Origin of the sequence: Variovorax beijingensis (genome assembly GCF_007828835.1) — a bacterium.
In the GTDB taxonomy this organism is placed as follows: Bacteria; Pseudomonadota; Gammaproteobacteria; order Burkholderiales; family Burkholderiaceae_C; genus Variovorax; species Variovorax beijingensis_A.
The window spans coordinates 45,158-63,030 of record NZ_VIVL01000006.1 but is presented as its reverse complement, the minus strand read 5'-3'; the positions used below and the strand labels follow the sequence as shown (position 1 = coordinate 63,030).

Genomic DNA, 17,873 nt, shown 5'->3' with positions numbered 1-17,873 from the left:
GATGCGCTACCGCACCACCATCGCCGGCCAGGTCTTCGCCTTCGACGACCTGAAGCAGGTCATGGCCGTGGCCAGCCCGGCGCGCTCGGGCGACTACCTGGCGGAAATCGGCGCGGCCACCGCGCAGCAGCGCATGGCGGCGCGCCACGTGCTGGCCGAAACGCCGCTCAGGCAGTTCCTGAGCGAAGCGCTGATTCCCTACGAGAGCGACAACATCACGCGTCTCATCATCGACACCCATGATGCGCAGGCCTTTGCGCCGGTGGCCCACCTCACGGTCGGCGACTTCCGCAACTGGCTGCTTTCGGAGCAGGCCACCACCGACGCGCTGACGGCACTGGCACCGGGCCTCACGCCCGAGATGGTGGCAGCCGTGTCCAAGCTCATGCGCAACCAGGACCTGGTGTCGGTCGCCAAAAAATGCAGCGTGGTCACGCGCTTCCGCGACACCATCGGCCTGCCCGGCCACCTGGCCGTGCGCCTGCAGCCCAACCACCCGACCGACGATCTGCGCGGCGTGGCGGCCTCCACGCTCGACGGGCTGCTCTACGGCGCGGGCGACGCGGTGATCGGCCTCAACCCGGTGTCCGACAGCATGCAGGTGCTCGGCCGCCTGCTGCACATGCTCGACGAGGTGATCCAGCGCTTCGAGATCCCCACCCAGAGCTGTGTGCTCACGCACGTGACCAACACGCTCAAGCTCGCGGAGGCCGGCGCGCCGGTGGACCTGGTGTTCCAGTCGATCGCGGGCACCGAGAAGGCGAACCTGTCCTTCGGCGTGACGCCCGAGCTGCTGGACGAAGCCTATGCCGCGGCACTGGCACTGAACCGGGGCACGGTCGGCAACAACGTGATGTATTTCGAGACCGGCCAGGGCAGCGCGCTGTCGGCCAATGCCAACTTCGGCGTCGACCAGCAGACCTGCGAGGTGCGCGCCTATGCGCTGGCGCGGCGCTACAAGCCGCTGCTCATCAACACGGTGGTCGGCTTCATCGGGCCTGAATACCTGTACGACGGCAAGCAGATCATCCGCGCCGGCCTCGAAGACCATTGCTGCGGCAAGCTGCTGGGCCTGCCCATCGGCTGCGACATCTGCTACACCAACCATGCCGAGGCCGACCAGGACGACATGGACAACCTGCTGGTGCTGCTGGGCACCGCGGGCATCAACTTCATCATGGGCATTCCGGGCGCCGACGACGTGATGCTCAACTACCAGAGCACCTCGTTCCACGACGCGCTGTTCCTGCGCCAGACGCTGGGCCTGAAGCGTGCCCCTGAGTTCGAGGCCTGGCTGCAGCGCATGCAGATCACCGATGCCGCGGGACAACTCGCGCCGCCTTCGGCCAACCGCCTGCTGGCGGACATGAGCGGGCTCGCCGCGCTCGCGCCATGAGCAAGGACGCCGTCACGCCGAATCCCTGGGCGCAATGGCGTTCGGCCACCCCCGCGCGCCTCGCGCTGGGCCGCGCCGGCGCCGGCATGCCGACCGACGAGACGCTGCGCTTCGGCTGGGCCCATGCGATGGCGCGCGATGCGATCCATGCGGCGCTCGACGTCGATGCACTCGAAGCCACGCTGCAACAACAGCATTGGCAGGTGATGCGGGCACGCAGCCGCGCCGAAGACCGCACCACCTACCTGCGCCGCCCCGACCTCGGCCGCCAGCTCGACCCCGCGGATGCGCAGCGCCTGCGAACCGCCGCGACAAGCGATTGCGATGTGTGCCTCGTCGTCGGCGACGGCCTTTCCTCGCTCGCCGTGGCGCGCCATGCCGCGCCGCTGCTGGCCGCGCTGCGCGCGCAGCTGCCGCCCGAGACGCGCTTCTCTCCCGTGGTCATCGCCACCCAGGCGCGCGTGGCGCTGGCCGACGAGGTCGGCGAGCTGTTCGGCGCCGCGCTCTCGGTGATGCTGATCGGCGAGCGCCCGGGGCTCAGTTCGCCGGACAGCCTCGGCATCTACCTGACCCATTCGCCGAAACGCGGCCGCCACGACGCCGAGCGCAACTGCATCTCGAACGTGCGCCCCGAAGGCCTGCCCTGCGAAGCCGCCGCGTTCAAGCTGGCATGGCTGATGCGTGAGGCGTTACGCCGGGGGCTGACCGGCGTCGGGCTCAAGGACGAGAGCGATCTCGCGGTGCTCGAATCACGCCAGGCGACACCGCTGCCGCGCTGAGCGCCAAGCCCCTTGCCAAATTGTCACGAGCGTTCCGTACGCTCGCGGCCTGGTTCATCCCTGCACAAGTACAAGGTCAAAAACAATGCAACGCCGACTCGTCCTTCTCACCCCCCTGGCCGCGGCGCTCGTCGCCACCGGCTGCGCCAGCGTGCCTTCCCAGCGCCTGAACACCGGCCACTGGGACGCCTTCAACCGGGCGCAGATCGAAGGCCTGATCGCCAGCCTCGGCAAGTCGAGCCCGGGCTACAACGCGGCCAGGCCGCCCTATGTGGTTTTCGACTGGGACAACACCAGCGTGTTCCTCGACATCGAGGAAGCCTCGCTGATCTACCAGCTCGAGAACCTGGTCTTCGGCGCCACGCCGGCGCAGCTCGAGGTGGCGCTGCGCAAGAACATCCCGAAGAAGGACTTTCTTCCCGCCTACAACAATGCGGCCGGCCAGCCGGTCAACATCGACCGCGTGGTGCCCGACATCGTGGCCAGCTACACCTGGCTCTACCAGAACTACAGCGGCCTCAAGGGCAGCCAGCCGCTGGCCGCGGTGAAGCTGAGCCCGCACTACATCGCCTTCACCACCAAGGTGCGCTTTCTCTATGAAGCCATCGGCGACACCTTCGACCACGACACCGCCTACCCCTGGGTCACCTACCTCTTCGCCGGCATGACCGAAGCCCAGGTGCGCAAGCTCACGGCCGCCACCGTGGCCTGGCAGCTGAAGGAGCCCGTGGCCAAGGTGAAATGGACCTCGCCGGCCGCGCTGCCGGGCCAGGCCGGCGTGGTCTCGGTCAGCTGGAAGAACGGCCTGCGGCTGCAGCCCGAGATGCAGGAGCTGTATGCCGCGTTCCGCAACGCAGGCTTCGACGTGTGGGTGTGCTCGGCCTCCTTCGTCGACGTGATCAAGGAGATTTCCTCGAACCCCGCCTTCGGCTACAACAACCCGCCCGAGCGCGTGCTGGCAATGGAGCTGGAGCGCGACGCCAACGGCGTGATCCAGCCCGAGTACCGCCACGGCTACGACCAGACCCAGGGCCCCGGCAAGACCAAGAACATCCAGCGCTTCCTGGTCAGCAAGTACGGCTACGGCCCGAGCTTCATTGCCGGCGACAGCGAGGGCGACCAGAACATGATGGCCGACTTCGCCGACACGAAGAAGGTGCTGATCGTGAACCGCCTGCGCGACCCCAAGACCGACATCGGCAAGTTCTCGGCCATGGCGGTGCAGAACTACGGCAAGCCCGACACGCGCTACCTGCTGCAGGGCCGCGACGACAACACCGGCCAGTGGGTGGCTTCACAGCTGCACACGCCGCTCGGCGCAACCCAGGGCAAGGCACTGAAATAAGGCTCATCCCCAGGCTTCGCGCACTTCGTGTCGCTTCTCCCTCCCCCTCACCGGGGGCAACACCAGCGGCCCGGCGAAGCCGGTTCCGCGGTGTTCCTGGCATTGGCTGCGCCAGTCGCGTGGGCCGCGGGTCATACGTCATCGTAGTAAAAACTATGATGGCCCATCGAGACAACCCGCACCGGAGACGACATGGCCACAGACCGCTACCCCCTCGCCGAGCTGAAAGACCTGCCGGAAGACATCCGCACCGCGATCCTCGCAGTGCAGGAAAAGGCCGGCTTCGTGCCCAACGTGTTCCTCGCGCTGGCGCGCCGCCCGGCCGAGTGGCGCGCCTTCTTCGCCTACCACGACGCGCTGATGCTGAAGGAGGAAGGTTCGCTCACCAAGGGCGACCGCGAGATGATCGTCAGTACCACCAGCGCGGCCAACCGGTGCCTCTACTGCGTGGTGGCGCACGGTGCGCTGCTGCGCATCTACGAGAAGAAGCCGCTGGTGGCCGACCAGGTGGCGGTGAACTACCGCAAGGCCGACATCACGCCGCGCCAGCGCGCCATGCTCGACTTTGCGATGAAGGTCTGCGAACGCTCGCACGAAGTCGAGGACGCGGATTTCACCGCACTACACGCCCACGGCTTCGACGACGAGGACATCTGGGACATCGCCGCCATCACCGCCTTCTTCGGCCTGAGCAACCGCCTCGCGAGCTTCAGCGGCATGCAGCCGAACACCGAGTTCTTCCTGATGGGGCGGCTGCCGCGCGAGAAGAAATAGACCGCGCGGGGGTCAGGCCTTGCCCCGGCAGGACGCGAGCGCGTCCAGCGCGGGCTTGTAGGTGGGGTTGCTCACGTCCATCAGCCCCAGCACCGTGTGGTAGAGGTTGTCGTGCGTGAGCGGCGTGTCGAGCCCCGCCTCCATGCACGCGCGCGACAGCTTGCGGCGCTCGCTCATGCCGGCACCGAACCAGGTGACCATCGGCACGTGCTTCTGCGCCTCGGGTGCGAAGCTGTAGGGCACGCCATGCAGGAACAGGCCGTATTCGCCGAGCGACTCGCCATGGTCGCTCACGTAGAGCAAGGCCGGGTCGTACTGGCTCGACTGCGCCTTGAGCCAGTCGATGGTCTGGCCCAGGAAATGGTCGGTCTGCGCGATCGAGTTGTCGTAGACGTTCTGCAGCTCCGCGTGGCCGCACTCGGCCAGCGCATTGGTCTTGCACTCGGGCAGGTAGCGCTTGACCTCCGGCGCCGAGCGCTTGTAGTAGGCCGGCCCGTGGCTGCCCATCTGGTGCATGACCAGCACCACGCCCTTCGCGCGGCGCTCGGCGGGCAGCGCGGCAATGCGCGCGTCCAGGCCTTTGAGCATGACGTCGTCCAGGCATTCCTCGCCGTCGCACAGCGCGCTCTTCTGCGCGGGCGAAAGGCTGTCGAAAGCCGAGGCATTGGGAATGCGCGTGCACACGTCCTTGCAGCCGGCCTGGTTGTCCAGCCACAGCACCGCCAGTCCGGCGGCCTGCAGCACGTCGACCAGGTTCTCGTAGTCGTCGCTGCGCGACTCGTAGCCCTGCTTGCCGAGCGGCGAGAACATGCACGGCACCGAGGCGAGCGTGTTGGTGCCGCACGAATGCACGTCGCGATAGCTCAGTACACCGCGCGCCGCCAGCTCGGGCGTGGTGTTGCGTGCATAGCCGTTGAGGCCGAAGTGGTCGGCCCGCGCCGTCTCGCCCACCACCAGCACGAACATCGGCGGCCGCGCCTGGCCCGCGTAGCTCGCGCCCAGCGCCGTTCCGGCCGTGATGGGAATCAGCTTGCGGCTGCGCTTGAACATCGGCCTGATGACCACCGAGCCGGCCGAGTAGAGGCTCGCGACCGGGTTCATCATGTAGCGCAGGTGGACGTTGTTGCGCATCAGCGGCGCGAGCTGCCGGTTCATCGAGACCGCAGCCACCAGCGCCACCACCACCGAAAGCAGCAGCAGCGCCGCGTTGCGCCAGAGCTTGGAGACGAAGCGCATCGGCACGATGCGCGCGCGCCAGAGCGCCAGCGCCGGCAGCAGCGCCACCAGCAGCACGTGGTAGGCCATGCGCCAGCTCATGAGGTCGCGCGCCTCGTTCGGGTCGGTCTGCAGCACATTGGCGATCATGGTCGGGTCCATCACCACGCGGTACTCGAGCATGTAGTGCTGCACGAACGCGGCCAGCAGCACCACCGCGAACCACAAGGGCTTCATCCAGCGCGACCAGGCCGTGAAGGACAGCAGCGCGACCGTGGCGCACACCATGAGCACCGCCATGGCGGCGCTCGTGGGCAGGTAGGTGCTGGGTGCGCCGCCGATGCGCGCCAGTTCGTTCCAGAGCGGCCAGTTGGCGGCCAGGGCAAGGTAGATGGCGAGCCAGACGACCACGCTCTGCGCCGAGCGTGGCCGCGCCAGCCAGAGGTCGATGTGCGCCCAGAGCGCACGTGCGGGCGCCAGGAAGGAAGCGCCGGACGCCGGCACGCCCACGTCCCGCCCCGGCGTGGGCCCGATTCTTGAAAATGACATCTACCGACTGTAAGAAGCGCAACTGAAGCCAGCCTGAATTGCGCGTTCAGCCGGCGTTCAGGTTCGCGCCCGCCTCGCCCTCAAGCGGGGCCGCATGAAGGCCCTGAGCGCCAGGTTGAGCGGCCGGCTCAGGCCGCGCTCCACCACGATCGACATCAGGGCGGCGAGCATCGCCCCCACGACCACGTCGAGCGGAAAGTGCAGTCCGAGGAACACGCGGCTCCATCCGACCACCGCGGCCACCGCCAGCGCGGCCAGCATGGGCGCGCGCCACGGCAGGCACCACAGCGAAAACGCCGCAGCGAAGGTGCAGGCGGCATGCAGGCTCGGAAAGCCCGGCCGCGCGCCTTGCGGCGCCCACTGGATTCCCAGGCCGTAGAAGGCGGGCCGCTGGAACGGCATGGCCGAGCGGAACACGTTCACGAAGATCCAGACCGCCAGCACGCTGACCAGCGCGGTGAAGCAGGCATAGCGCAGGCGGCGGTCGATCACCGCCGCACCGATGATCGCGGTGGCCAGCAAGGCCGGCAGCACGTCGGAGGCAAAGCGCGCGAAATGGATGCTCCACGCCGGTGCCGCGGCACTGGCGTTGATCAGCGCGAACAGGGCGGCATCAAGGGCCTGCATGCAGCACAGCAGGTTCGGCTGCGGCCAACCGCAAAGCGCGGGGTGCGGCGGCCAGGTCGATGGCAAAGCCCACCACCCAGCAGATCCAGGCGGTCCAGAGCGTGTGGCTCATGTAGTGGGCCCCCCGCAGTTGCTGCGACAGGCCGAGCAGCAGCCCCGCGGCCAGCGACGCGCAGAGCCAGAGGATGGCGGCGCGCGGCGATACCCGGCGCAGCACGAAATAGCCGCCCACATAGGCGAAGGCCGCTGAAGCGTGGCCCGCCGGGAAGCACCCGCCCGCGCCGCCGTCATAGACCTTCCATGCCCAGTGCGACACATGGCTGGCCGCGCCGCCGAATTCCTTCAGGTCCCAGGGGCAGCTCGTGTGGCTCGCATGCTTGAGCAGGCTGATGGCCACAACCGAGAGCAGCACGGTGAATGCCAGCTGCGCCCGGGCGCGAACCGGCAGCTGCCGCAGGACGCCGAGCGGCCAGCGGATGGCGGCGAACAGCGCGATCACGAACAGCCAGCTCAGGTCCTTCGCGCCCTCGTGCATCACATGCACCAGGAAGGCGTTGTCGCGCCACGGAAAGCCCACGGGGGTGCCCGCCAGGCGGGCCAGCGCGAGATCGCCTCCGGTGGCGTCCCACGCCAGCAGCAGGACCAATGCAAGGAAGGTCAGTGCTCCCAGGCGGAGATTCGAGGGATTTGGATGATTGGGGACACGCGTCATGAGAACAGAGAAACCTGCAAGCCTGAAAACCCCCAGAGCCTACGTTCGTGGCCTGAACCGAGCCTGAAGCGGCCCTGAACGGAAACTGACGCCGCCCGGCCCCGCGACAGTCGGCGCTAGACTGCGTTTTTTTTGAAAGACCCCATCGCGTGCGCATATTGCTCGTCGAAGATGACAGTGCGTTGGCAGACGCCGTCTGCAGCTACCTGGTTGCGAAGGCATTCGTGGTCGACGTGGCGTCCAGCCTCGCCGAGGCACGCGGCGCCCTGCTCTCGGTGCAGTACGCCGCCGTGCTGCTCGACCTGCACCTGGGCGACGGCGACGGCCTGTCGCTGCTGCCCCAGGTGCGCGCGCTGCGCGAGCCGCCCATCGTCATCGTGCTGACGGCGCGCGACCAGGTCACCGACCGCATCCGCGGGCTCGACGCCGGCGCCGACGACTACCTCATCAAGCCCTACGACCCGGCCGAACTGCTGGCCCGGCTGCGCGCGGTGGAGCGGCGGCGCAGCGCCGGCAGCTCGCCAGTGCTGCGCCTGGGAACACTGGAGATCGACCTGGCGCAGGACAGGGTCCGCAAGGACGGCAACCCGGTCGTCCTCACGCAGAAGGAATGGGCCCTGCTGCGCGTGATGGCCACGCGGCCCGAGCGCATCCACACGCGCGAGAACCTGGCCGACGCGCTCTACGGCTTCGGCGACGAGGCCGACAGCAACACGCTCGAAGTGTTCATCAGCCGCCTGCGGCGCAAGCTGGGCAAGAACCACATCCAGACGCTGCGCGGCCTGGGCTACCGGCTGTCGACCTCGTCGGGCGACGACGAATGACCGCGGCACGCCCGAAGGACGACCGCGACACGCTGGCCGGCCGCCTGACGCGCACACTGATCCTCTGGGTCGGCGGCGTGTGGATGCTCTGCGTGCTGGCCGTGGTCTGGTACGTGGACCGCGAGATCAACCACAACTTCGACAACGAACTGGTCGAGGTCTCGCACCGCATGTTCGACATGGCGCTGCAAGAGCTCGGCAAGCTGCAGCATTCGGGCGCCACGCCGGACGCGCCAATGATCGCGCCCAAGCAATTGTTCTCGGAAGACGCTGTGATGTACCAGGTGGTGGACATCCACGAGCACGTGCTGCTGCGCTCGGCCGAGGCGCCCACCGATGCCTTCGACGTGCCGCTGGCCGCGGGCTTCGCCAACAACCAGACCTGGCGCATCTATACGGTGCGGCATCCCACGCTGGGCCTTTACTTCCAGGTGGCCGATCCGCTTGACGAGCGGCGCTCGGCGCTGAACCGCACGCTGTTCGGGCTGATCATTCCGCTGGGTGCCGTGCTGCCGCTGCTGGCGCTGGTGCTGCGCAGGGTGGCCCGCAACGAGCTGCGCGTGCTGCAGCAGCTCGCAGGCGAGATCGAGAAGCGCAGCGGCTCCGACCTGCGCCCCATCACGCTGCCCGGCCTGCCGTACGAGCTGCGCGCGGTCGGCGACCACGTCAACAGCCTGCTGGAACGCCTGTCGCACTCGCTGGACGTCGAGCGCGCGCTGGCCGCCAACGCGGCGCACGAGCTGCGAACACCGCTGGCCGCCGCACGGCTGCGGCTGCAGACCGCGCTCGAGCACGACCTGCAGCGCAACGACGTGCAGGCGGCGCTCGATGCGCTGCAGATGCTCAGCCACCGCACCGAGAAGCTGCTGCAGCTCTCGCGCGCGGAATCGGCCGCCTCGCTCGCTCGCGCACGGGTCGACCTGGTGCAGCTGGCCGGTGCCGTGGCGCAGGACTTCTGGAACGACCCGCAGATCAGCGAGCGGCTCGCGCTCAAGGTGCCCGACGACGCCGCGCCGGTTGCCTCGGGCGACGTCGACGCGCTGGCGATCGCGCTGCGCAACCTGGTGGAAAACGCGCTGCGCTACGGCGGCAGCGGCCGCGTGGTGATCGAGGTGATGGCGCCCTGCACGCTCGCGGTGCGCGACTTCGGCGCGGGCGTCAGCGCCGCGCAGCTCGCCACGCTGCAGCAGCGCCATGTGCGCCACAGCTCCGATCGCGCGGGCTACGGACTGGGGCTGTCGATCGTGGGCACGATCGTCGAGAAGCATGGCGCCAGGCTCGAACTGGCATCGCCCCCGCCCGGCGCCGCCCACGGCTTCGAGGCGCGCATCGTGCTGCGGCCGGCCTAGCGGCCAGGCCTACTCGCTCACCACCGCGCGCAGCCAGTCGGGCAAGGGCAGCGCCTTCTGCTTCGGAAAGTCGACCCAGATCGTGGTGGCCCCGCCGGCCGCGCAGATCACCTCGGGCGCCTCGGCGCGCGCCATGGTGGCCCAGCTCTCGAAGGTGGTGCGTGCCGGATCGCTCACGTACATCTTGAGCAGCACGTCGCCGGGATATTCGATCTGGCGGTAGAAATTGCAGAAGGCGTTGACGATCACCATGCCTTCGCCGCCCGGCGCGGGCTCGATGCCGAGCGAGCGGATCCAGTCGATGCGCGCAGTTTCGAGGTAGCGGAAGTAGGTGCCGTTGTTGAGGTGGCCCATGGCGTCCATGTCGCCCCAGCGGATGGGGATGGACATCTCGAACACGAACTTTTTCTCCTCGGGGATTTCGATTCTCATCGGTGGGCTTTGATGGAAAGGATCAGAGCGCGAACCCGTCGTCGGCCGCAATGACCGCGCCGTTCACGAAATGGCTCTGGCCGCTGGCCAGCAGCACGATCAGGCCGTCGAGGTCTTCGGGCTTGCCCACGCGCTTGCGCGGCAGCATGTTCACGAGCTTGGCGCCGCCCTCGGAGGCCCAGTGGTCCTCGTTGAGCTCGGTCGTGATGTAGCCCGGGCACAGCGCATTCACGTTGATGCCGAAGCGGCCCCATTCGAGCGCCATGGCCTTGGTCATCTGCACCACCGCGGCCTTGCTCATGCAGTAGGTGCCGATCTGCGGCAGCACCTTGAGCGCCGCCACCGAGGCGATGTTGATGATGCGCCCGCCGATGTAGGTGCCGGGCGCCGAACCGTCGGCGCGTGCCAGCATGCGCTTGCCCACTTCCTGCGCGACGAAGAAGGAGCCCTTCACGTTGGTGTCGAAGATGTAGTCGTAGTCGTCGGGCTTGACGTCCTGCAGGCGCTGGGTGGTGCTCACGCCCGAGTTGTTGACCAGGATGTCGATGGGGCCGACCTCGGTTTCGGCGCGCGCCACGGCAGCCTTGATGCTGCCGATGTCGGTGACGTCGAGCTCGACCGCATGCGCGTCGCCGCCCTCGCCCTCGATGCGGGCGCGCAGCTCCTTCAGTTTCTCGAGCCGGCGGCTCGCGAGCACCACTGCGGCGCCGGCGCGCGCCAGCGTCTTGGCAAACTGTGCACCCAGTCCGCTGGAAGCGCCGGTGACGAAGGCCACGCGGCCCGAAAGATCGATGCTGTAAGCCATGAAAGGGGGTCCTGTTGAGCCGTTGCCGAGTCGCCGAGGCGACGCCCGGCACTCCACATAAAATGTTTCGCGCCCTCGAGGCGTCCGAGCCTCAAATCATTATCGACGAGACCCACATGACCCACGACGAAATCCTCGCCCAGTTCGGCCCCCGCGAATCCATGGAATATGACGTGGTCGTCGTCGGCGGCGGCCCGGCCGGCCTCTCGACCGCCATCCGGCTCAAGCAGTTGGCCGCCCATCATGAAAAGGAAATCTCGGTGGTGGTGCTCGAAAAGGGCTCCGAGCCCGGCGCGCACATCCTCTCGGGCGCCATCATGGACCCGCGCGCGCTCAACGAGCTGCTGCCCGACTGGAAGGAACTGGGCGCCCCGCTCAACCAGCCCGTCACCGACGACGCCATGGTGTTCCTCGGCGAGAAGTCGGGCCTGCGCACGCCCAACCTCTTCCTGCCGGCCTGCTTCCAGAACCACGGCAACTACATCATCAGCCTGGGCGCCTTCACCAAGTGGCTCGCGCAGCAGGCCGAGAACATGGGGGTGGAGATCTTCCCGGGCTTCCCGGCGGCCGAGGTGCTCTACAACGAGAACGGCTCGGTGCGCGGCGTGGCCACCGGCAACATGGGCGTGGGCAAGGACGGCGAACCCACCGAGAACTTCCAGCTCGGCATGGAGCTGCTGGGCAAGTACACGGTGTTTGCCGAAGGCGCGCGCGGCCACCTGGGCCGCCAGCTGATCGCCAGATTCAAGCTCGACGAGGGCAAGGATCCGCAGACCTACGGCCTGGGCGTGAAGGAAGTGTGGGAGATCGACCCCAAGCGCCACCAGCCCGGCTTCGTGCTGCACACCGCCGGCTGGCCGATGAAGAGCGACACCTACGGCGGCGCCTTCCTCTACCACATGGAAGACAACAAGGTCACCATGGGCTTCATCACCGGCCTGGACTACAGCAACCCCTACCTGAGCCCGTTCGAGGAAATGCAGCGCTGGAAGCTGCACCCCAACATCCGCTGGTACCTCGAAGGCGACGAGGCCCAGGGCATCAAGCCCGCCAAGCGCATCGGCTACGGCGCGCGCGCCATCACGGCCGGCGGCCTGATGTCGCTGCCCAAGACGGTGTTCCCGGGCGGCGCGCTGGTCGGCTGCGAGGCCGGCTACCTCAACGTGAGCCGCATCAAGGGCAGCCACGCCGCCATCAAGACCGGCATGCTGGCCGCCGAAGCCGCCTTCGACGCGGTGCAGGCCGGCCGCCAGCACGACGAGCTCACGGCCTACCCGGCCGCCTTCGAGAAGAGCTGGCTCTACACCGAGCTGAACAAGGCGCGCAACTTCAAGGCCTGGTTCAAGAAGGGGCTGGGCATTGCCACCTTCATGAACGGCATCGAGCAGTGGCTGTTGAAGGGTCATATTCCATGGACCCTGCACCGCCACAAGCCCGACCACCTGTACCTCAAGCCCGCGGCGGAGTGCAAGCCCATCGCCTATCCCAAGCCGGACGGCAAGCTGACCTTCGACCGCCTCTCGAGCGTGTTCATCAGCAACACCAACCACGAGGAGCAGCAGCCGGCGCACCTGACGCTCAAGGACGCGTCGGTGCCGGTGAACATCAACCTCTCGAAGTTCGCGGGCCCCGAAAGCCGCTACTGCCCGGCCGGCGTGTACGAGTTCGTGCCCGACGAGGCCAGCGCGGGCAAGCAGCGCCTGCAGATCAACGCGCAGAACTGCGTGCACTGCAAGACCTGCGACATCAAGGACCCGACGCAGAACATCGTGTGGGTCACGCCTGAAGGGGGCGGCGGGCCGAATTACGTGGGGATGTGAGGCTTCTCTACCTTCTTGGAAGCCCTCTTCGGAGGGCTTTTTGCTTTTTGTTGGTTGTTGTGCGCTCTTGTTCGGGGTGCGTGCACAGGCCACGGCGCCGGTGTACCGCTGATCAACGACCGCTGCGCATAACGCTCCCGTCGGTGGGGTGCCTTGCGCAGCGAAATCAAGGGGGAGGCCGCAGGCCGGAGGACATTCGCGGAGCAAGGTACCCCGTCGGCGGGAGCGCACCCCCGCCGACAGAACGCACAGTTCAGCGCCCAGCTTCGCCCCACCCTCCCCCACCGGGTGTCTCGATCACGAACACGTCCCCCGGTGCCATCTGCACCTGTCCGATGTGATCCAACGTCTCGACCGTCCCATCGGCCCGTTCGACACGGTTGATGCCCACCGCACCAGCCTCCCCACCCGCACCGCCGAAGGCACCGTAGAGCCGGCCATTGCTGAGGATCGATGCCGTCATCGGCGCCAGGAAGCGCACGCGCCGCACGCCGCCGTCGCCGCCACGCCAGCGGCCCGCCCCACCCGAGCCGGTGCGCAGGCGGTAGCTGTCCAGGCGCACCGGGTAGCGGAATTCGAGCACCTCGGGGTCGGTCAGGCGCGAGTTGGTCATGTGGGTCTGCACCACGCTCGTGCCATCGAAGCCCGGGCCCGCGCCGGAGCCGCCCGAGATGGTTTCGTAGTACTGGTGCTCGCCGTCGCCGAAGGTGAAGTTGTTCATGGTGCACTGGCTCGCGGCCATCACGCCCAGCGCGCCGTAGAGCGCATTGGTCACGCAGCTCGAGGTTTCGACGTTGCCCGCCACCACCGCGGCCGGCGGCAGCGGATTGAGCATGCAGCCGTCCGGCACGATCACCTCGATGGGCTTGAGGCAGCCCGCGTTGAGCGGGATGTCGTCGTCCACCAGCGTGCGGAACACGTACAGCACGGCCGCCATGGTGATGGCCCGCGGCGCATTGAAGTTGTTGGGCAGCTGCGCGCTGGTGCCGGTGAAGTCGACCGTGGCCGAGCGCGCGACGGCATCGACCGTGACCCGCACGCGGATCTGCGCGCCGTTGTCCAGCGGCAGCGTGAACTCGCCGTTCCTCAGCGCCGTGATGACGCGGCGCACCGATTCCTCGGCGTTGTCCTGCACGTGGGCCATGTAGGCGGCCACGGTCTCGCGGCCGAACTGCGCGACCATGGCCTGCAGCTCCTGCACGCCCTTCTCGTTGGCGGCGATCTGCGCGCGCAGGTCGGCCAGGTTCTGCTCGATATTGCGTGAGGGATGCGCGCCGCTGGCCAGCAGCGCGCGCAGCTCGGCCTCGCGCAGGCGGCCGCCCTCCACCAGCTTGAAGTTGTCGATCAGCACGCCCTCGTCGCCGATGGTGGCGGAGAACGGCGGCATCGAGCCCGGCGTGATGCCGCCCACGTCGGCATGGTGGCCGCGCGACGCCACGTAGAACGAGGGCCGCGCATCGCTCGCTCCCAGGTACACCGGCGTGACCACCGTGATGTCGGGCAGGTGCGTGCCGCCGTGGTAGGGGTCGTTCAGCACGAAGACGTCGCCCGGCTTCATGCCGGGGTTGCCGTCGATCACCGTCTTGATCGACTCGCTCATCGAGCCCAGGTGCACCGGCATGTGCGGCGCATTGGCGATCAGCTTGCCCTGCACGTCGAACAACGCGCAGGAGAAGTCGAGCCGTTCCTTGATGTTCACCGAGTAGGCCGTGTTCTGCAGCCGCAGGCCCATCTGCTCGGCAATGTTCATGAAGAGGTTGTTGAACACCTCGAGCATCACCGGATCGGCGCTGGTGCCCAGGGCCTGCGCGGCCACGCGCGGGCGCACGCGGTGCAGCTCGATGCCGGCCGCGGTGGCGCGCGCCTGCCAGCCGGGCTCGATCACCGTGGTGGCATTGCGGCCCGCGAGGATGGCGGGACCGTCGATGGAGGCGCCGGGCTTGAGCGCCGCCTCGTCGAACAGCGCGGCGTCGCGCCAGCCCGCGGCTTCTTCGTCGGCCTCGCAGTACATGCGCACGGCCGCCAGCGGCTCCGGTGCATGCGAGGCCGCTTCGGCCTGCGCGGCCGGCGCCGCGGCGCGCTCGCCGGCGCCCACGGCTTCGACCGTCACGGCTTCGATCACGAGCGCCCGTTCGGCCATCAGGAAGGCGAAGCGGCGGCGATAGCCGGCTTCGAACTCTTCGCGCATCGCGGCAATCGCCTCGCCGGCCGAACCCGCCATGGGCAGCGCGCAGGCCAGCGCGGTGTCGGTGCCCTCGTAGCGCAGCTGCACGCGGTGCACCGTGGCAATGGCTGCATCGGCCATGCCCTGCTCGCGCAGTTCTCCTTTGGCCTGCGCCGCCAGCGAACCCGCCGCCTCGCGCGCCGCCGCCAGGCCTTGCGCATCGAGCCGGCGTTCCAGCGCGAGTTCGCGCATCGCGAGCTGGTCGGCCAGCCCCATGCCGAAGGCCGAGAGCACGCCCGCCAGCGGATGCAGGTAGACGCTGCGCATGCCCAGCGCATCGGCCACCAGGCAGGCGTGCTGGCCGCCGGCGCCGCCGAAGCACTGCAGCGTGTACTGCGTGACGTCGTAGCCGCGCGCCACCGAGATGCGCTTGATGGCGTTGGCCATGCTGGCTACGGCGATGCGCAGCGCGCCGCTCGCCACTTCCTCGGCGCTCACGGTGCGGCCCGTGGCTTCCGACATGCGGCGCGCCATGGTTTCGAAGCCGCGCCGCGCGGCCGCCAGGTCGAGCGGTTCATCGGCGTTGGGGCCGAACACACGCGGAAAGTGCGAAGGCTGGATCTTGCCGAGCAGCACGTTCGCATCGGTGGTGGTGAGCGGACCGCCGCGCCGGTAGCTGGCCGGCCCGGGGTTGGCGCCGGCCGACTCCGGCCCCACGCGCAGCCGCGCGCCGTCGAAGGCGATGACCGAGCCGCCGCCCGCGGCCACGGTGTGGATGCTCATCATCGGCGCGCGCATGCGCACGCCGGCCACCTGGGTTTCGAAGGAGCGCTCGAACTCGCCGGCGTAATGCGAGACGTCGGTGGAAGTGCCGCCCATGTCGAAACCGATCACGCGCGGATGGCCGGCATCGATCGCGGTGCGCACCATGCCGACGATGCCGCCCGCCGGGCCCGAGAGGATCGCGTCCTTGCCCTGGAAGCGGTCGGCCTGCGTGAGCCCGCCCGAGCTCTGCATGAAGAACAGCGGCACGCCAGGCATCTGGCGCGACACCTGCTCCACGTAGCGCCGCAGGATCGGGCTCAGGTAGGCGTCGACCACCGTGGTGTCGCCGCGCGGCACCAGCTTCATGAGCGGGCTTGTCTTGTGCGAGACCGACACCTGCGTGAAGCCGATGGCGCGCGCGATGCGCTCGGCCGCCGCCTCGTGCGCGGTGTGGCGCCAGCCGTGCATGAAGACGATGGCGCAGGCGCGCAGGCCGGCATCGAAGGACTCCTGCAGTTCGGCGCGCAATGCGTCCTCGTCGAGCGGCTGCACGACGCCGCCCTGCGCATCCATGCGTTCGCCAGCCTCGATCACGCGCTCGTAGAGCAGCTCCGGCAGCACGATGCGGCGGTCGAACAGCCGCGGACGCGCCTGCGTGGCGATGCGCAGCGCATCGCGAAAGCCCGCCGTGGTGACCAGCACCGTGGGCTCGCCCTTGCGCTCCAGCAGTGCGTTGGTGGCCACCGTGGTGCCCATCTTCACGCACTCGACGCGCTCGGGGGTCACGGCCTCGGCGGGCGCGAGCTTCAGCAGGCGGCGGATGCCTTCGACGGCGGCGTCCTTGTACTGCTCGGGGTTCTCGGACAGCAGCTTGAGCGTGTGCAGGCCGCCCTCGGGGTCGCGGCCGACCAGGTCGGTGAAGGTGCCGCCGCGGTCGATCCAGAACTGCCAGCGGGACGGGAGAAGGGAATGCGTGGTCATGGGAAAGGAAGAGTCTTCGCAAAAAGGGAATGGCGGTCCGGATCAGTTCTGCCGCAGGTCGCGCCCGCGCGTCTCGGGCAGGCACAGCGCCACGATCACCACCATGGCGTAGGCCACCGCGGCGCACACGCCGATGGCCGTGCCCAGCGAAAGATGCATGCGGTCGCTCAGCACACCGACCAGCGCCGGAAAGGTGGCGCCGATGCCACGCCCGAAGTTGTAGCAAAAGCCTTGCCCGGAGCCGCGCAGCTCATTGGGGAAGAGCTCGGCCAGGAAGGCACCTGCGCCGCTGAAGATGCCCGACATGAAGAAGCCGAGCGGAAAGCCGAGCAGCAGCATCAGGCCGTCGGTGATGGGCAGCAGCGTGTAGGCATAGACCAGCGATCCGGCGCCCACCGCGAACAGGATGAAGGCGCGGCGGCGCCCGAGCCGGTCCGACAGGTAGGCGCCGCACAGGTAGCCGATGAAGGCGCCGATGATGAACATGAACTGGTAGCCGCCCGAACTCAGCACCGTGAGATGGCGCTCGTTCTTGAGGAAGGTGGGCAGCCAGACGCCGATCGCGTAATAGCCGCCCTGCATGCCGGTGAACAGCAGGCTCGCGAGCACCGTGGTGCCCAGCATGCCGGGCTTGAAGATCGCGAGGAAATTGCCGCTGCGCTCGCCGCGCGCCACCGCGGCACGGCTCTGCACGTAGATTTCCGGGTCGCGGATGGAGCGGCGGATGAACACGATCAAAAGCGCCGGCAGCAGGCCCAGCATGAACATCGCGCGCCACGAATACTCCGGCGGCAGGAACGAGAACAGCGCCATCGACACCAGCACCGCCGCGCCCCAGCCCACGGCCCAGCTGCTCTGCACCAGCCCCACCGCCTTGCCCCGGTAGGCAGGCCGGATCATCTCGGCGATGAGTACCGAGCCCACCGCCCATTCGCCGCCGAAGCCCAGGCCCTGCAGCGTGCGGGCGACCAGCAACTGCTCGGGTGTCTGCGCGAGGCCGCAGGCAAAGGTGAAGATCGCGAACACCAGGATCGTGAGCTGCAGGATGCGCACGCGGCCATACCTGTCGGCCAGGATGCCGGCCACCCAGCCGCCGATGGCCGAGGCCACCAGCGTGGCCGTGCCGATCAGCCCCACCTCGGTCTTGCTCATGCCCCACAGCGACAGCAGGATAGGCGTGACCAGCGGCAGCGTGTAGTAGTCGAAGGCGTCTACCGCGTAGCCGCTGAAGGATGCGGCGAGCGTGCGTTTCTCGTTCGGGTTGAGCGTGCGCAGCCAGCTGCCTTCGGCTGGTGCGGCGTCGCCCGCCTGGGTGGCATCGAGGGTGGTTTTCATG

General features: G+C 68.4%; 14 protein-coding genes. 7 read left to right on the top strand and 7 right to left on the bottom strand.

The genetic code is table 11. From position 1 onward, the window contains the following. The first annotated feature begins 1 nt into the window (after position 1). The 4 genes from FB547_RS18350 (at position 2) to FB547_RS18335 (ending at position 4,294) form a co-directional block, all read left to right on the top strand. Positions 2 to 1,396, top strand: a complete 1,395-nt coding sequence (locus FB547_RS18350) for an ethanolamine ammonia-lyase subunit EutB (protein ID WP_145744679.1) — start codon at positions 2 to 4, stop codon at positions 1,394 to 1,396. Further along, positions 1,393 to 2,175, top strand: a complete 783-nt coding sequence (gene eutC, locus FB547_RS18345; RefSeq protein ID WP_145744678.1) for an ethanolamine ammonia-lyase subunit EutC — start codon at positions 1,393 to 1,395, stop codon at positions 2,173 to 2,175. The genes FB547_RS18350 and eutC overlap by 4 nt, the downstream gene beginning before the upstream one ends. 85 nt (positions 2,176 to 2,260) lie before the next feature. Continuing rightward, positions 2,261 to 3,520 (top strand): HAD family hydrolase, encoded by a 1,260-nt coding sequence (locus FB547_RS18340; protein ID WP_145744676.1) that lies wholly within the window; start codon positions 2,261 to 2,263, stop codon positions 3,518 to 3,520. 192 nt (positions 3,521 to 3,712) lie between these two features. After that, positions 3,713 to 4,294 carry a peroxidase-related enzyme gene (locus FB547_RS18335; protein WP_145744674.1) on the top strand — a complete coding sequence of 194 codons (582 nt, stop codon included), beginning with the start codon at positions 3,713 to 3,715 and terminating at the stop codon, positions 4,292 to 4,294. A gap of 12 nt (positions 4,295 to 4,306) precedes the next feature. Here FB547_RS18335 and FB547_RS18330 read toward each other — a convergent pair whose 3' ends face one another. From FB547_RS18330 to FB547_RS18320, 3 genes are read right to left on the bottom strand one after another with little or no spacing between them, the layout of a single operon-like run. Then, the gene (locus FB547_RS18330) at positions 4,307 to 6,058 is read right to left on the bottom strand and encodes a phosphoethanolamine transferase (RefSeq protein WP_145744672.1); all 1,752 of its coding nucleotides are present in this window, start codon (positions 6,056 to 6,058) and stop codon (positions 4,307 to 4,309) included. A 57-nt stretch (positions 6,059 to 6,115) separates the two neighbouring features. Next, positions 6,116 to 6,685 carry a phosphatase PAP2 family protein gene (locus tag FB547_RS18325; RefSeq protein ID WP_145744670.1) on the bottom strand — a complete coding sequence of 190 codons (570 nt, stop codon included), beginning with the start codon at positions 6,683 to 6,685 and terminating at the stop codon, positions 6,116 to 6,118. Then, entirely contained in the window at positions 6,672 to 7,397 is a 726-nt protein-coding gene (locus tag FB547_RS18320; protein ID WP_145744669.1) for a phosphatase PAP2 family protein, read from the bottom strand. The genes FB547_RS18325 and FB547_RS18320 overlap by 14 nt, the downstream gene beginning before the upstream one ends. 149 nt (positions 7,398 to 7,546) lie before the next feature. On the opposite strand from FB547_RS18320, the gene FB547_RS18315 reads away from it, so the two are divergent. Next, positions 7,547 to 8,221, top strand: a complete 675-nt coding sequence (locus FB547_RS18315) for a response regulator transcription factor (RefSeq protein ID WP_145744667.1) — start codon at positions 7,547 to 7,549, stop codon at positions 8,219 to 8,221. Then, positions 8,218 to 9,570, top strand: a complete 1,353-nt coding sequence (locus FB547_RS18310) for a sensor histidine kinase (RefSeq protein WP_145744666.1) — start codon at positions 8,218 to 8,220, stop codon at positions 9,568 to 9,570. The genes FB547_RS18315 and FB547_RS18310 overlap by 4 nt, the downstream gene beginning before the upstream one ends. Before the next feature lie 9 nt (positions 9,571 to 9,579). On the opposite strand, the gene FB547_RS18305 is transcribed toward FB547_RS18310, so the two are convergent. Both FB547_RS18305 and FB547_RS18300 read right to left on the bottom strand, forming a co-directional pair. Continuing rightward, positions 9,580 to 10,002, bottom strand: a complete 423-nt coding sequence (locus FB547_RS18305) for an acyl-CoA thioesterase (RefSeq protein ID WP_145744664.1) — start codon at positions 10,000 to 10,002, stop codon at positions 9,580 to 9,582. Positions 10,003 to 10,024: 22 nt separating this feature from the next. After that, the gene (locus FB547_RS18300) at positions 10,025 to 10,807 is read right to left on the bottom strand and encodes an SDR family oxidoreductase (RefSeq protein ID WP_145744662.1); all 783 of its coding nucleotides are present in this window, start codon (positions 10,805 to 10,807) and stop codon (positions 10,025 to 10,027) included. A gap of 116 nt (positions 10,808 to 10,923) precedes the next feature. Here FB547_RS18300 and FB547_RS18295 point away from each other — a divergent pair, with 116 nt between their 5' ends. Continuing rightward, a complete protein-coding gene (locus FB547_RS18295) occupies positions 10,924 to 12,627 on the top strand; it encodes an electron transfer flavoprotein-ubiquinone oxidoreductase (protein WP_145744660.1) in 1,704 nt (567 codons plus the stop codon). Between the two features lie 253 nt (positions 12,628 to 12,880). Here FB547_RS18295 and FB547_RS18290 read toward each other — a convergent pair whose 3' ends face one another. Next, positions 12,881 to 16,537: a hydantoinase B/oxoprolinase family protein gene (locus tag FB547_RS18290; RefSeq protein ID WP_145744659.1), complete on the bottom strand. Its 3,657-nt coding sequence runs from the start codon at positions 16,535 to 16,537 to the stop codon at positions 12,881 to 12,883. A 42-nt stretch (positions 16,538 to 16,579) separates the two neighbouring features. Beyond that, entirely contained in the window at positions 16,580 to 17,872 is a 1,293-nt protein-coding gene (locus FB547_RS18285) for an MFS transporter (RefSeq protein ID WP_145744658.1), read from the bottom strand. Position 17,873: the final 1 nt, after the last annotated feature.